16 protein-coding genes and 1 other annotated feature are annotated in these 15920 nt (G+C 36.7%); of the genes, 3 read left to right on the top strand and 13 right to left on the bottom strand.

The window, feature by feature from the left end:
• Positions 1-19 precede the first annotated feature (19 nt).
• The 13 genes from C240_RS06760 to C240_RS06700 form a co-directional block, all read right to left on the bottom strand.
• Positions 20-580, bottom strand: coding sequence for a sigma-70 family RNA polymerase sigma factor (locus tag C240_RS06760; protein ID WP_271493032.1), 561 nt, complete (start codon positions 578-580; stop codon positions 20-22).
• A gap of 96 nt (positions 581-676) precedes the next feature.
• Entirely contained in the window at positions 677-1207 is a 531-nt protein-coding gene (locus C240_RS06755; RefSeq protein ID WP_271493027.1) for an NYN domain-containing protein, read from the bottom strand.
• Positions 1208-1261: 54 nt separating this feature from the next.
• Entirely contained in the window at positions 1262-2101 is an 840-nt protein-coding gene (gene rlmB / locus C240_RS06750; protein ID WP_271493024.1) for a 23S rRNA (guanosine(2251)-2'-O)-methyltransferase RlmB, read from the bottom strand.
• The gene (locus C240_RS06745; RefSeq protein ID WP_271493021.1) at positions 2091-2489 is read right to left on the bottom strand and encodes a Mini-ribonuclease 3; all 399 of its coding nucleotides are present in this window, start codon (positions 2487-2489) and stop codon (positions 2091-2093) included. Before C240_RS06745 ends, rlmB begins: the two co-directional genes overlap by 11 nt.
• Complete coding sequence (gene cysS, locus C240_RS06740; RefSeq protein ID WP_271493019.1) at positions 2486-3898, bottom strand: cysteine--tRNA ligase; 1413 nt, start codon at positions 3896-3898, stop codon at positions 2486-2488. Before cysS ends, C240_RS06745 begins: the two co-directional genes overlap by 4 nt.
• Positions 3882-4430, bottom strand: a complete 549-nt coding sequence (gene epsC / locus C240_RS06735) for a serine O-acetyltransferase EpsC (RefSeq protein WP_271493017.1) — start codon at positions 4428-4430, stop codon at positions 3882-3884. The genes cysS and epsC overlap by 17 nt, the downstream gene beginning before the upstream one ends.
• 76 nt (positions 4431-4506) lie before the next feature.
• Positions 4507-4707, bottom strand: a binding site (T-box leader).
• Positions 4708-4709: 2 nt separating this feature from the next.
• Positions 4710-6167 (bottom strand): glutamate--tRNA ligase, encoded by a 1458-nt coding sequence (gltX, locus tag C240_RS06730; protein WP_271493014.1) that lies wholly within the window; start codon positions 6165-6167, stop codon positions 4710-4712.
• Between the two features lie 15 nt (positions 6168-6182).
• Positions 6183-6656, bottom strand: a complete 474-nt coding sequence (gene ispF, locus C240_RS06725; protein ID WP_271493011.1) for a 2-C-methyl-D-erythritol 2,4-cyclodiphosphate synthase — start codon at positions 6654-6656, stop codon at positions 6183-6185.
• An 8-nt stretch (positions 6657-6664) separates the two neighbouring features.
• The gene (ispD, locus tag C240_RS06720; protein ID WP_271493008.1) at positions 6665-7390 is read right to left on the bottom strand and encodes a 2-C-methyl-D-erythritol 4-phosphate cytidylyltransferase; all 726 of its coding nucleotides are present in this window, start codon (positions 7388-7390) and stop codon (positions 6665-6667) included.
• A complete protein-coding gene (locus tag C240_RS06715) occupies positions 7377-8519 on the bottom strand; it encodes a PIN/TRAM domain-containing protein (protein ID WP_271493005.1) in 1143 nt (380 codons plus the stop codon). Before C240_RS06715 ends, ispD begins: the two co-directional genes overlap by 14 nt.
• 86 nt (positions 8520-8605) lie before the next feature.
• Positions 8606-9976, bottom strand: a complete 1371-nt coding sequence (gene radA, locus C240_RS06710; RefSeq protein ID WP_271493002.1) for a DNA repair protein RadA — start codon at positions 9974-9976, stop codon at positions 8606-8608.
• 101 nt (positions 9977-10077) lie between these two features.
• Positions 10078-10557 carry a dUTP diphosphatase gene (locus C240_RS06705; RefSeq protein ID WP_271493000.1) on the bottom strand — a complete coding sequence of 160 codons (480 nt, stop codon included), beginning with the start codon at positions 10555-10557 and terminating at the stop codon, positions 10078-10080.
• A gap of 97 nt (positions 10558-10654) precedes the next feature.
• On the bottom strand, positions 10655-12025 hold the full coding sequence (locus C240_RS06700) for a hypothetical protein (protein WP_271492998.1): 1371 nt from the start codon (positions 12023-12025) through the stop codon (positions 10655-10657).
• A 346-nt stretch (positions 12026-12371) separates the two neighbouring features.
• Between C240_RS06700 and serC the strand changes: the two genes are divergently transcribed.
• The 3 genes from serC to C240_RS06685 are packed head-to-tail and all read left to right on the top strand — an operon-like array spanning position 12372 to position 15877.
• Complete coding sequence (gene serC / locus C240_RS06695) at positions 12372-13463, top strand: 3-phosphoserine/phosphohydroxythreonine transaminase (RefSeq protein ID WP_271492995.1); 1092 nt, start codon at positions 12372-12374, stop codon at positions 13461-13463.
• Positions 13464-14651, top strand: a complete 1188-nt coding sequence (locus C240_RS06690; protein ID WP_271492992.1) for a 3-phosphoglycerate dehydrogenase family protein — start codon at positions 13464-13466, stop codon at positions 14649-14651. It abuts the gene before it with no gap.
• Positions 14651-15877, top strand: a complete 1227-nt coding sequence (locus tag C240_RS06685; RefSeq protein ID WP_271492988.1) for a DUF1015 domain-containing protein — start codon at positions 14651-14653, stop codon at positions 15875-15877. Before C240_RS06690 ends, C240_RS06685 begins: the two co-directional genes overlap by 1 nt.
• The last annotated feature ends 43 nt before the right edge of the window (positions 15878-15920 follow it).

Here is a 15920-nt window from a genome sequence, read left to right as displayed (position 1 = left end):
AATATCGAATATTCTCATTTTAATCATAAATAATCGTTTTTAACTTCTTTTTTGCTCGATCATAGGCACTTCTGACAGCTTTCTCACGACTTTCTGTTTCTTCAGCTATTTCCTCTATTTCTTTACCATTTATATATTCTTGAAAAGTGGTTCTTTCAAACGGTGACAACATAATTGATAATTGCTCTAACTTCTCCCGAATAATCATTTGTTCTAATACATCCCCGTCTCCTGTCCCAATATAATCAAAAAAAGATTCTCCCTGTGCTTCCAATTTTTGATCTAAAGATACTGAATGCATATCAACTGTTCGCTTAGCGGCACATTGTTTTCTTATCAAACTACGAATATGATTTTCAAAATTCAACTTAAAGAACTTTCCAATTGAAACATTGTGTGTATCTTCATATTTCTCTAACGATCGATGAAAAATGATTCTGCCTTCCTGCAGCCAATCCTCCCGATCAAACCCTCTTAGATAGTATTTTTTTTGAAATTTGTACACAAGCGGATAATACTTCCGATACATCCGATCAAATGTCGCCACATCTCCTGTCAAAATATCTTCATACTTATTCATAACAACCTTCTTCTCCTTCCAAGCATTTAAAACTAGACAAAAATGCTTGGAAAAAGCGTATCACGTTCTTTTAGAAAAATAAATTTGATTCGATCATTATTTTTTCTTTTTTGATAATTCTTCCAATTTATCGGATAATTTTGACAATTGTTCTAAATTCCAAGGAGAATTTCGTCGAAAATCTTGAAAATGAATGTCTGTAGCATGAATTGCTATTGTGCGTTCTGATTTTTTTATGTTTTTATATAATTCATTAGCCGAAGTTCGCAGTGCACCTTTGGAAAAGACCAACCACTGTTCTGCTAGATCACTTGTCGCAACGGTTACTTGAGTAAGGAGATCATTTTTTTCTCCCGTAATTCGTTCAATATAACTATCTGCTGTTTCATCTTCTTTGGTGAAAACTACCGTTAATCGATATCGCTTATAAGTCTGCTGAATACCTGGAACGAGCTGAGCATCGAAAACAACAATCACTTCTAGACCTTCGTATTTGGCATAGTTAGACAAACGTTGTAGTAGAGCTTCTCTAGCATCTTCAAGTTTGTTTTGATTCTTCAATTGAACAAGTTCCGGCCAAGAGCCAATCATGTTATATCCATCAACGATCAGTAATTGTTTTTTCATTTTGCTTCACCACCTTCTTTTGGTTCTTACCAAGCCAACTTATACAATAGTTTCTTATAATGGATTTCGTCCACGGTAAACTTCATACATCATCAAACCTGCTGCTACACCAGCATTTAAACTTTGAACATGACCAATCATTGGTATAGTTAATAGTTCATCAACTTCTTTATGCAATCCTTGGCTCATTCCCCGACCTTCGTTGCCGATAATCAATGCAATCGCACCTTGTGTATTCCACTGACGATAATCCGTCCCCTTCATATCAGTTCCGAAAATCCAAAAATTATTTTCTTTTAACGTTCCGATACTTTGAGCTAAATTTGTCACCCGAGCAACCGGAATGTATTCTACCGCTCCCGTTGAAGCTTTCGTTACCACTGGTGTAATACCTACTGCACGATGTTTAGGAATAATAATCCCGTCAACGCCCGTAGCATCCGCCGTTCTTAAAATCGAACCAAAGTTATGGGGATCTTCCAAGCTATCTAGAATCAAGAAAAATGGTGTCTCAGTCTTTTCTTTCGTCTGATCGAGTAATTCTTCCAATGATAAATATTCATAGGCTGTAATCGCTAATACGATCCCTTGATGTACACCATGATCGGTCATTGTATCTAATTTTTGTTTTGGCACCCACTTGACTGGCACAGCATGTTCTTTAGCCAGCAATTTTAGATGTTCAACTTTCTCACCTTTACTGTCTTCTTGGAGAAATAATTTATTACCGCGTCCTTGTTGAATTGCTTCTACGGTTGCGTGATTTCCGAAAACAAAGTTATCTTCAATCGATTCTTGTGTAACTTCCCGTTCTCTTTTAACAGGTTCTTTTTTTGATGGATGGTTTCTTTTGGGTTTATTCCCTTTAAATGGACGTTTTTTCTCATTTTTCATTTTCTTCACCTACTTTTTTTATACACCATTGAATCAATTCTTCCAAACGTTCTGTCTGTTTGGTTAAATGTAAATAGCCCATTAACGATTCAAAACCTGTTGCAATGCGGTACGTCGTGATATCGGCATTTTTCGCGGAAGTATGACTTTTAGCATTGCGACCGCGTTTATACATTAATTCTTCACTTTCAGTAAGTAGTTGCTCTTCTTGCATCGCTTGAATCAAAGCTGCTTGGGCTTTAGCTGAAACATAGTGCGTTGCCATGCGGTGCAGAGTATTCGGTTTCGTTTGACCTTGTTCCACTAAGTAGTCACGGATATAAATTTCATAAATTGCATCACCAACATATGCTAATGCTAAACCATTTAATTGCGTATAATCTTTCATTCACTTCTTCTCCATCTTGTGCCTTGTGCCGTATCTTCCAGCGTAATGCCTTTGTCTTTCAATAAATCACGAATTTCATCACTACGGGCAAAATTACGATCTTTACGCGCCTGATTCCGCTCTTCGATTAATTGATCAATATCATCATCCAGTAATTCATCTGATAAAAAGAAAATCCCAAAAATACTCATCCATTGCGTAAATTTTGCTAACGTAGCTTCAATGACAACCGTTGAAACAGCCTCTTGTTCACTATATTGATTCAGCCATTTAGCTAACTCATAAACAACTGTAATACCATTTGCTGCGTTAAAATCATCATCCATTTCTGTTGTAAAACGTACCTCTAAGGCTTCTAATTGTTGTAATTTTTCTTGATCTTCTTTAAGGTTTGCCACTGCAGAAGCTTTTCTAAATGATAAGTTCTCAAAAGCCGTTTTTAGTTTTTGTAAATTTACACCAGCATCTTTCATTGTTGCTTCACTGTAGCGAATTGGACGACGATACTGAGTAGTTGCCATGAAAAAGCGCAATATTTGCGGATCAATCTGCTGAACCATTTCATGAACAGTTATGAAATTACCCAAAGATTTACTCATTTTTTCATCGTCTTCACCAATTGTGACATAGCCATTATGCATCCAGTAATTAGCAAAAGTTTTACCTGTTTTTGCTTCACTCTGTGCGATTTCATTTTCATGATGAGGAAACTCTAAGTCCTGACCACCGCCATGAATGTCAATTGTGTCACCTAAATGTTTTGTTGCCATGACTGAACATTCGATATGCCAGCCTGGTCGTCCCGCTCCCCAAGGAGAATCCCAAGAAATTTCGTCTGCTTTAGCAGCTTTCCATAAAGCAAAATCTAATGGATCTTCCTTAAGTGCCAGTTCTTCTCCCGTACGCTGACTTGCGCCAATTTCTAATTCGTCAATTGATTGATGGCTCAATTTACCATAACCTTCAAATTTTCTCGTACGATAATATACATCACCTTTTGATTCATAGGCATAGCCTGCATCAACTAAAGCTTGAATAAATGTCAGAATATCAGGCATATGATCCATGACACGAGGATTGCTTGTCGCTGGCATGATATTTAATGCATTTGTATCTTCTTCAAACGCTTGGATAAAACGATCCGCTACTTCTGGAGCTGTAATGCCTAATTCTTTTGCTGTACGAATAATTTTATCATCAACATCAGTAAAATTTGAAACATAATTCACATCATAGCCACGATATTCCAAATATCTTCTAATTGTATCAAAAGCTATTGAACTACGGGCATTCCCAATATGAATATAGTTATAAACAGTTGGTCCGCAGACATACATACGGACTTTTCCTTCTTCTATTGGTTTAAATGTTTCTTTTTCTCTCGTCAAAGTATTATAAATTTGAATCATATCTCTCCCCCAATTTCTTTCCCTTTATTCTTACTACTTTTGCAGGTACACCGACCGCTGTTGCATCATCAGGAATGTCCGTCAAAACAACCGCTGCAGCACCAATTTTTGCTCGTTCTCCAATAATTACTGGGCCTAAAATCTGAGCATGTGCATGAATCATTGCACCTTTTTTCACCGTTGGATGCCGTTTGCCCGTATCTTTCCCAGTTCCTCCTAATGTGACACCATGAAACAACACTACATCTTCTTCAATTTCTGCAGTCTGTCCAATCACAATTCCCATGCCATGATCGATAAAAACACCAGAAGCTATTTTTGCACCAGGATGAATTTCTATTCCTGTCAAAAACCGCCAAAACTGCGCGTGTATTTTCGCTAATAAAAACAGACGGTGCCGATATAAAAAATGCGAAAAGCGATGCCAAAACAACGCATGTACACCTGGATAGGTAAGTAAGGCTTCTAATGTTGATCGTGCCGCAGGATCATTTACTTTGACCGCTTGGACTGCTTTTTTTAACCATCCCATAGTTCTTTTCCTTTCATCTATTAATTTTTACCTGTACTTAAAATAAAAAAGCATCTTTTAAACGAAATAACTCCGTTTAAAAGACGCTTTCACGTGGTTCCACTTTTTTTCACAGGTTTCCCTGCCTCAAAACAGATAACGGTTGTTGGCCGTTTTCAACTACGTATCGCTGAAACTATTCAAAGATGCATTTCAAAAAGTATTGCCGACTGTTTACACCAACCACAGTCTCTCTGAAGACAAGCACTCTTTTACTTCTTCTTTTCAATATATTTATAATTATAAGACTTTATTTAAGTGATCTAAGGCTTTTTCTTTTCCTAATAATTCAATTGTATCGCCTAACTCTGGTCCATGCATTTGACCTGAAACAGCTACACGAATTGGCATAAATAAGTTTTTGCCTTTTACACCAGTTTCTTTTTGAACAGCTTTAATACCAGCTTTGATATTTTCAACATTCACAACATCCATCGCTTCTAATTGTGCTTTGAACGCCGCTAAAACTGTTGGAACTGTTTCACCTGATAAAACTTCTTTCGCTGCATCATCCAAAACTGGGTGTTCATTGAAGAACAGTTCAGATAAATCAACGATTTCAGCTGCATAACTCATTTGTGGTTGGTATAAGCTTACTACTTTTTTCAACCATTCAAGTTTTGCTGAGTCTGGTTGTACTTCGATTTTTCCTTCAGCTACCAGATAAGGTAAACACATATCCGTTAAGACATCAATGTTCAGCTCTTTCATGTATTGATTGTTAACCCATTCTAGTTTTTTACCGTCAAAAGCTGCTGGTGATTTGCTTAGACGCTCTGGATCAAAGATTTTAATTAATTCTTCTTGTGAGAAGATCTCTTCTTCGCCAACTGGTGACCAGCCAAGTAATGCAGTAAAGTTAAACATCGCTTCTGGTAAGTAACCTAACTCACGATATTGTTCGATAAATTGTAAAATAGATTCATCACGTTTACTTAGTTTTTTTCCAGTTTCAGAATTAATAATTAAAGTCATGTGTCCAAACTCTGGTGCTTTCCAGCCGAACGCTTCATAAATCATTAACTGTTTTGGTGTATTCGCAATGTGATCGTCACCACGTAAAACATGAGTGATTTTCATCATATGATCGTCTACAGCAACTGCGAAGTTATATGTTGGCATGCCATCACGTTTTTGAATAACGAAGTCGCCGCCGATGTTATCTGTTTCAAAAACAATTTCGCCTTTAACGATATCATCAAAAGTATAAGATGTATTTTTCGGTACGCGGAAACGAATAACAGGTTCAAGACCTTGAGCTTCTTTTTCAGCTTGTTCAGAAGGTGTCAAATCCGCACATTTACCAGAGTAATGAGGCATTTCGCCGCGAGCTCGTTGTGCTTCTCTTTCAGCTTCTAATTCTTCTTCCGTACAATAACATTTATACGCACGGTTGCCTACTAAAAGTTGGTCGATTAGTGGTTGATAAATTTCGCCGCGTTCTGATTGACGGTAAGGACCATACTCACCTGGTTTTTCTGGTGATTCATCCCAGTCCATACCTAACCAAGCTAGGTTTTCTAATTGGCTTTTTTCGCCATCTTCAATATTTCTTTTTTGATCGGTATCCTCAATACGAATGATAAATTCTCCATCATTATGACGGGCGAATAGATAATTAAATAAAGCTGTTCTTGCATTTCCAATGTGTAAATGTCCAGTTGGACTTGGTGCATAACGTACACGTACTTTTGTCATTGTGCATTCCTCTTTCTATTTATCAAGTAAAGCGACCGCGATCGCTCCCATTCCTTCTTCATGACCAATAAAACCCATTTTTTCCATCGTTGTTGCTTTTAAATTAATTTGACTTGTCTCTATCTGACAAGCTTTTGCGATGTTATTTTTCATCTGTTCCAGATATGGTTTCATTTTTGGTTGTTCTGCTAGAATTGTACAATCAATATTGCCAATAGTAAAGCCATGAGACAAAACTTTTTGATTTGCCACACGTAATAATTCAATTGAATCGGCATCCTTAAACTCTGGTGCTGTGTCAGGAAATAAGTGACCAATATCGCCAAGTCCGGCAGCACCTAAAAGTGCATCTGTAATCGCATGGAGCAACACATCAGCATCTGAATGTCCTAGCAACCCTTTTTCAAAAGGCAGCTCTACTCCGCCAATAATTAATTTGCGCCCAGCAACTAGCTGATGAACGTCAAATCCTTGCCCAATTCGTATCATTTTTTCACCTAACTTCTTTTTCGTTTCACAATTGCTTCACCAATCAGCATATCTTCCGGTGTTGTTAATTTAATATTCTCATAACTTCCTAAGACCATTGAAACAGGGAGATTGCTATATTTTTCAATCAATGATGCATCATCCGTTCCTAAATAACCAGCTTGCTGCGCACACTCATGAACTGCTAATAGGTCCTCACCATAAAAGGCTTGCGGTGTTTGAATTTGCCATAATGTTTCACGTGGAACTGTCTCTTTTACTATTCCATCAACGACTTTTTTAATCGTATCTTTAACAGGAACGCCTAGAATTGCTGATCTTGTTTCTTGAACTTTACGATGAAGCATTTTTAGCTGTAAAAGTGTGACAAACGGTCTGGCTCCATCATGAACCATGACTACATTTTTTAGATCATGCATTGCCTTCAATCCATTATAAACACTATCTTGACGCTCATATCCACCTGAAACAATCGTTATAGGAGAATGTCTGCGTTTTTTTTCTTTTCTAACTGTATCTTTCAATAAATCCTGTTCATCTGCTTGTGTAACTAAAATGATATGTTTACATGCCGGATCATTCAAAAAGGTATTTAACGAATATGAAATAACAGGTTTCCCCATTAAGTGAAGCAAAATTTTATTACGGCTGGCTCTCATACGTTTCCCTTGTCCGGCAGCTAATAAAATAACTTCATAATCTGACGCTGCGTTTTGATCTTTAGCTCTTCTCATTGGATTTTTGATCTTCTTTACTATCATCAATACCACGACCAGAATGTGCTGGTTTCGCAAAAATCATACGTCCTGCTGCCGTCTGTAATGCACTAGTAACAACGACTTGTATATGTTCATTCATATAATGTTGACCATCTTCCACAACAACCATCGTGCCATCGTCCAAGTAAGCTACACCTTGCTGACGCTCAGTACCAGCTTTAACCACCATCACATTCATTGTTTCACCAGGAATCACTACAGGTTTTACTGCGTTTGCTAAAGCATTAATATTTAAAACAGGGACATTTTGGAACTCAGAAACTTTATTCAAGTTATAGTCATTAGTCACCACAACACCATCTAAGAGCTTCGCTAATTTAATTAATTTACTATCCACTTCGGAAATATCTTCAAAGTCTCCATCATACATTTCCACAGAGATGCCATCTTCTTTTTGCAGAGCGTTTAAAATATCCAGTCCGCGACGTCCACGAACACGTTTTAGACTATCACCAGAATCAGCAATATACTGCAACTCATACAAAACAAAGTTAGGAATTAAAATAACTCCTTCTAAAAAACCAGTCTTAGCAATATCATAAATTCGACCATCAATAATAACGCTTGTATCTAAAATTTTGTATTTATGGAAACGATCTTCCACTTTGCGTTCCAAAACTTGCCCTTCATTTTCAGCAGGCAATTTCTTAGGCTTAGCTGTGAAAATTTTACGCCATTCGTCAATTCTAGTAGTCCCCATACGAAAGCCAAGATAACCAAAAATGATCATCACTAAAATCGGCAATACGCTATTTACAAAGGGGATGTTTAGGTTATACATTGGGATTGAGATAATCGCGCCAATAATCAGTCCGATAATCGCGCCGACACTCCCGAATAAAAGATAAGTTAAACTCAATTCATTCAATGCTGTTTCTAATTTTTTTACTCCTGAAACAATATACTTAGCTAACCCTAACGATAAAATAAAGAAAATAAGTGCACCAATCAAACTGTTAGTAAAGTTATTGTTCAGCCATGTATTATCTGCTTGTTTCGCCATTTCCCAAGCCATCGGTAATAACGAGATACCTAAACTTGCGCCAACAACGATCATCAGTAATGTGATGACACGTTTCTGCATAGATTCATCCTCCAATATAATCATTCTTATTTTGAAGAACAAGGAGTAAAATTGCTGAAAAAATAGTGCAACTTCTACTCCTTATTCTATTTAAATACTTTTCTTAATGTTTCTCCGATTGTAGCAACACCGACAATCTCAATTCCTTCTGGAGGTGTCCAGCCGCCTAAATTATTCTTTGGTAAATAAACTTTGGTAAAACCTAATTTTTGTGCTTCACGGACACGTTGTTCAATACTATTTACTCGACGTATTTCGCCTGTCAAACCAATTTCTCCAATAAAACACTCAGTTGGTTTTGTCCCGTTTTCTTTATAGCTGGAGGCGATACTAACTGCAACCGCTAAATCAATTGCCGGCTCATTTATTTTCACACCGCCAGCTGCTTTTAAATAAGCATCTTGATTTTGCAGCAATAATCCTGCTCGCTTTTCTAAAACCGCCATAATTAAGGAAACTCGGTTAAAGTCCAATCCAGTTGTAGTGCGCTTAGCATTACCAAACATAGTTGGTGTAACTAAGGCTTGTACTTCAACTAAAATCGGACGCGTTCCTTCCATTGCCACAACAATCGCTGAACCAGTTGCATCCGCTAATCGTTCTTCTAAAAATACTTGAGAAGGATTTGCTACTTCTTCTAATCCATGCTCCCGCATTTCAAAAATCCCAATCTCATTTGTTGAACCAAAACGGTTTTTTACTGCTCTTAAAATCCTGAAGGTATGGTGCTTGTCTCCTTCAAAATATAAAACAGTATCTACCATATGTTCCAGCATACGGGGACCAGCAATTGAGCCCTCTTTGGTCACGTGACCAACAATGAAAATCGCAATCCCATTGGTTTTAGCAATTTTTAGTAATTCAGCTGTTGTTTCCCGTACTTGGCTAACACTTCCGGCAACACTGGTAACATCCGGTTGGGTCATTGTTTGAATCGAGTCAATAATGACATAATCCGGTTCGAGTTTTTCAATTGCCCGGGAAATTTCATTCATGTCCGTTTCAGCGTATAAATAAAACTCTGTATCCGCTGAACTTAAGCGCTCTGCCCGCATTTTTATCTGCTCTGCACTTTCTTCTCCAGAAACATACAGCACTTTTCCGCCAATTTCAGCTAACTGTTGAGAGACTTGTAAAAGTAAGGTTGATTTACCAATACCGGGATCCCCGCCAATCAACACAAGTGATCCAGGTACCACACCGCCGCCCAATACTCGATTTAACTCTACCAATTTCGTTTTAACCCGAGGCTCTTTTTTGGGAACAATTTCTGCTAGACGTTGTGGTTGTGTTTTTTTACCTGTTAAAGATACTCTAGCTCTACGGTCAGATGTATCTTGAATAATTTCTTCTGTCATCGTATTCCATTGACCGCAATTTGGACAGCGACCTAAGTATTTTGGGGAAATGTACCCGCAAGTTTGACATTCAAATTGAACTTTTGCTTTTTTAGCCATGCGTCATCCCCTCGTTTCAATCTATTGCTTTATTTTATCATACATACGTTTCTTACACTAAGACCAGCCACTGAAAAAAACGTTTCTACAGCATATGTCTCTTATTTATTTCCAGAAGATCCAAATCCGCCTGTTCGTTCATTTTCAACTGTATCTTCATCGGCTAGCAGAAAAGGTTTAAAGATCCCTTGTCCGATTCGTTCACCTTTTTCAATTACCATATCTTCATAACCAAAATTTAAAAATTGGAACATGATATGTCCTTCGTTTCCATCGTTATTATAGTAATCACGATCGATCACACCCACACCATTCGCTAACATTAAAAAGCGTTTTAAGGGATTTGATGACCGACTTACTAATTCTAAATATTCATTTTCGGGCATGTAAGCTTTAATTCCAGTCTTTATTAAAACTGGTTTGGGCTCAGTTCCTTGTGCTTGTAATTTCCAAATACTTGGTACAGTCACTGTTTCAGCTGCTTCAAAGTCATATCCTGCAGCTCCTTTTGTTGCCCGTTGGGGAATTGTAATTCCTTTATCTTGATAATCAGAAATGATCTCAAATCCTCGTTGTCTCATAAAAAATCTCCTCTACTTGTAAACTATTTTTATTTTAACATATTCTATTGATTCCCAGTCTAGTTTTATAACATCTTTAATATTCTCTAGTGCTTTTTTACTGTTTTCCAATAGTGGCATTATATTTTATAACTTCATATAAAATAAACGAAAAAGCTATAATTAAGACAAAGATACTAATTACATGAGCTTGTTCAATAACATGTAGAACCGCAGGATTGCTAGAACGGCTTCCTTTGATCTGCAATATTGTTTGAACTGGTAGATTGGCTTCTTTAGACAGTATCCATAATCCACTCATCAATAATAACTGATGTGTTACGCTACCTTTCGTTTGGGTACTATACTTTGTAATTATTCGCTGATCTTGCGGTAAAATTTCATTTTGATAATAATTTCGATTTAAAAATGATCCTGTTGCACTAATACAACAACTCAGTAAAAAGATTCCGACTGGAAAAAGCCGTGGAAATAATAATAAAAATAACGAAACGATAAAACTACTAATATGAACTACTTTTGGATCCACTTTAGGAAAAAGTCGATATAAAAATTTAATAAAAAATCCTGCAAAAATAATACCTAGAATATATGGCGCATATAAATTAGCTGCCAAACGATCCGTCCCTAAGCGTAACGAAATATAAAAAGTCCCAAAAAGCAGTAGAAAATTAATACACATACCATTAGCAAAAGTTAAGACGTTCAACCATAAAGGCAACTTCCATGTTTTCCGTTGTTGATTCAAATACCACGCTGCTATCAAAAATAAACCCGAAAATCCAATAATAGCTATATCCAAAAGCTGCGGATCAAACAACAAACGTGCTGAACGGATAAATAACAACAAAGTAAAGAAAATTAAAAATAAGATAAATTCTTTTACAGATACTACTTGCTGATCTACTTCATTAAAATCAATCTCATAATCAGGGTAGTGCGTCACTGTATGATATGCCGCTATATATAACAATGTATATTCTCCTAAAACTATTGGAATTCGCCAGTCACTTCTAATTGCCAAAGATGCAATCACGCCTGCCAAAATCAATAAAATAAAGAGATATTTTTTACCTGTCAAAACTGAATAACCCTGTTGTTTTTCATGATAATTAACCGTAGTATTCGCAGCCGGAAGCCATGCTGCACTTAGCCCAAGCAAAACAGAAGAAAGTAAATACGCCGGAAAATAAAAGTGTCCCATCACTCCAATCAGACAGCCGACTACACCGATCAAGATAGATATGATAAGGATATTAAAACTTGTAAGTGTCAATTTAAAACTCTTCAATAAAAAGATCCCAGTCATCCGAAATGTATAGAAAAAAACAAACGGTAAAATCTTCTCCAGTGTTTTTCCATCATTCAAAGTCAAAAATAAAAAATATGGTACAAAAATAATTGTATTGGATAATATAAACGGCGCAACTTGAAATGCATTGCGAACGAAATTTTTTAGTTTATTCAAGAATAAACCTCCTTTAAAGCAGTTCATTATGTACGTTAGTCTACCACGTTCATGGAAAAAGAGAAATGCTTCATCTAAAGAAAAAATCTGTCTATATAATAACTACGCAATAAATTCATATTTTCCATTAATAAATTTCTTTAAAGTTTGTACTCTATGGATTAAATTTAACAACCATACCCGTGTAGTTTTCTATATTTAGGCTTATTGAAAAAATCCGTGAAAGAATTTACGAAACTTACTTTTTAATCTTTTTTTAATCTGAGCTTTCTGTTATAATTGTTTTCACATTTACTATAACAATAATTTAGTAAATGAATGATCTTATCAAAGGAGAGATAGATGTATGAAAACAGTTTACAATTTTTCAGCTGGTCCCGCCGTTTTACCAAAAAGTGTATTGGAAAAAGCACAATCCGAATTGGTGAATTACGAAAACAGCGGTATGTCCGTAATGGAGTTGAGTCATCGTTCCTCCCTTTTTGAAACGATCATCGAAAATGCCGAAACATTACTTCGAGAATTAATGAATATTCCCGATAATTATAAAGTCCTATTTTTACAAGGTGGCGCTAGCACACAATTTACAATGGTGCCACTAAATTTAGCTCAAAATAAAAAAGCTTTATATGTAAATACAGGTTCATGGTCTAAAAAAGCGATCAGTGAAGCTAAAAAAATCGATAATGTTGAAGTTCAAGTGATTGCCTCAAGCAAAGACAAAAACTTCACCTATATTCCTGAAGTTCATCTAGAAGATATTCCGCAAGATGCAGCATATGTTCATATTACAACGAATAACACAATCGAAGGCACAACCATTTACGATCTACCAAAAACAGGTAACGTACCGCTTGTAGCAGATATGTCTTCAAATATTTTATCTATTAATTACAACGTTGCTGATTTCGGTTTAATCTATGCCGGTGCTCAAAAAAATATCGGTCCAGCTGGTTTAACGGTAGTGATTGTACGAGAAGATTTAATCGGTCAAGTTGATGTTTTAAGCGCTATGTTAGATTACGATATTCATGCCAAAAACGGTTCAATGTACAATACACCGCCAACCTACAGTATCTATATGGCAAAACTTGTTTTCGAATGGATCAAAGAACAAGGCGGCGCTAGTCAAATGGAAAAACTTAATAAAGAGAAAGCCTCGATTTTATACGATGAAATTGATGCATCTGCTCTATTCTCTTCACCAGTGAACCCAAAAGACCGCTCAATCAACAATATCCCTTTCATTACTGGAAATGATGCACTGGATAAAAAATTCAACCAAGAAGCAGTAGCCGCGGGTTTTGAAAACCTAAAAGGACACCGTTCTGTCGGTGGTATGCGGGCTAGTTTATATAATGCCTTTCCTAAAGCTGGTGTAGAAGCTTTAGTTGACTTAATGAAGAAATTCGAAGCAGAAAACGGAGGAACTAAATAGATGTACGATATTAAAACATTTAACGCAATCGCCCCTGTAGGTTTAGCTCGCTTTGATGATGACAATTTTACAATTAACCAAACAGAAACACCTGCTGGAATCATTTTACGAAGCCAAAAATTACATGATTATAATTTTCCCGCTTCTGTTTTAGCGATCGCTCGAGCTGGTGCCGGAACCAACAATGTTCCAGTTTCTCAATGTACCGAAGATGGGATTGTTGTTTTTAATACACCTGGTGCCAATGCGAATGCCGTAAAAGAATTAGTCATTGCTTGTCTGTTACTTTCTGTTCGTCCAATTCTAAGAGGGGCAAACTGGGTTCAAAACTTAACAGGTGGAGATGCAGAAGAACAAGCTGAAGCTCAGAAAAAACAATTTGCCGGAACAGAGCTGGAAGGGAAAAAATTAGGCGTGATCGGTTTAGGTGCAATCGGCGCAATGGTTGCCAATGATGCTTACCGTTTAGGCATGGAAGTTACTGGTTTTGATCCATTTGTTTCAGTTGATACAGCTTGGAGCATTTCACGCCGAGTAAAACGTGCCCAAAGTATGGACGAAGTTTTAGCAAGCTGTGATTTTGTTACCGTTCATGTTCCATTATCTGAAAATACGCACCATTTAATTGGTAAAGAACAATTAGCAAAAATGAAAAAAAATGCTGTTTTACTAAACTTTGCTCGCGGTGAACTAGTTGAAACCGAAGCCGTAATTGAAGCAATTGAACAAGGAGAAATTAGTAACTTTGTCACCGACTTTGCTGATGAACGTCTACTAAATAACGAAAAGATTTTAGTGTTACCACATTTAGGAGCTTCTACCGAAGAAGCTGAGGTTAATTGTGCTAAAATGGCTGCTCGTACTTTGAAAAAATTCCTTGAAACAGGCAACATCAAACGTTCTGTCAACTTTCCAACTGTGGAAATGGCCTTTAATTCACCGTTTCGCTTTACAATCGTTCACAGAAACATCCCGAATATGTTAGGTCAAATTTCAACTGGCATCGCTAATCTAGATATTAACATTGATACTATGATTAACCGCAGCCGTGATGATTTTGCTTACACTATCGTAGACATTGATGAAACAGACGAGGAAAAAATTGCGGCCGCGGCAGAAAAAATTCAAGCAGCAGAAAATATCATTCGCGTTCGAACAATTAAAAATATTGAGGCGGTGAGTTATTAATGGTCACTATTCATCCCTTTAAAAGTATTCGTCCAAACGCTGAATTCAGCGAAGAGATTGCCACTTTACCCTATGACGTTTTGAGTTCAGAAGAAGCACGCCATTTAGGTGAGAACAACCCTTACTCATACTTACACATTGACAAGGCAGAAATTGATTTACCAGAGACACTTTCTCCTTATGACGAACAAGTTTATCAAAAAGCTGCGGAAAATTTGCAAAAATTCTTACAAAAAAGCTGGTTAATTCAGGACGACAAACCTTTACTGTACCTATACGAATTGACCATGAATGGTCGAGCTCAGACTGGTTTAGTAACATGTACTTCAATCGCTGACTATACTGATGGGAAAATTAAGAAACATGAATTTACCCGCCCTGAAAAAGAAGTTGACCGAATACGTCACATCGAAGCTTGTGATGCAAATACTAGTCCAATCTTCCTAACCTATCGTAGAAATAAACAAATTCAAGATTTAATTGATACTTGGAAAAACACGCATGATACGGTCTATGACTTTACTGGATTTCATGATGTCACTCATCGCGTTTGGTTAATCGATCAACCAGAAATCATTGAACAACTTGTAACAACTTTTACTGAAGAAGTTTCAGCATTATATATCGCTGACGGGCACCATCGGACAGAATCTGCTGTCAAAGTGGGGCAAATGAAAAATGAAGCTAGCGATACAGCCGAATCCAACTATTTCTTATCTGTGATTTTTCCAAAAGAAGAATTGGAAATTTTAGACTATAATCGCGTTTTAAATGTTCCCATCTCAGAAAACTTTTTCGATTTATTAGAACAACATTTTACGATTGAAAAAACCGAGCACGGCAAACCGACACAAGCAAAGTCATTCGGAATGTATCTTAAAGGGCAATGGTACACTTTAACTGCGAAAGATAGTATTCTATCAGATGATCCAGTTGATGGATTAGATGTTTCATTATTGCAAAATTTTGTTTTTGCCGATATTTTTGCCATTCATGATATTCGTACTGATAAACGAATCGATTTTGTTGGAGGAATTCGTGGAATGGCTGAGTTGGAACAGCTAGTTGACAGCGGCAAATGGACAATTGCTTTCGCTGTTTATCCAACAACTATGGACGATTTATTAAATGTCGCAGATGCTGGAAAAATCATGCCACCAAAATCAACTTGGTTTGAACCAAAATTATTAAGTGGATTATTTGTGCACGATTTAGAGACAAATTAGGCTGAAAGCTGTAAAATAGAAGAATCAAAATGAAGCTTGGACA

It is taken from the genome of Enterococcus sp. 5H, from assembly GCF_028128615.1.
GTDB lineage: Bacteria > Bacillota > Bacilli > Lactobacillales > Enterococcaceae > Enterococcus_L.
Note: the sequence above shows the minus strand (reverse complement) of the source record. Positions and strands in the feature narration are given on the sequence as shown.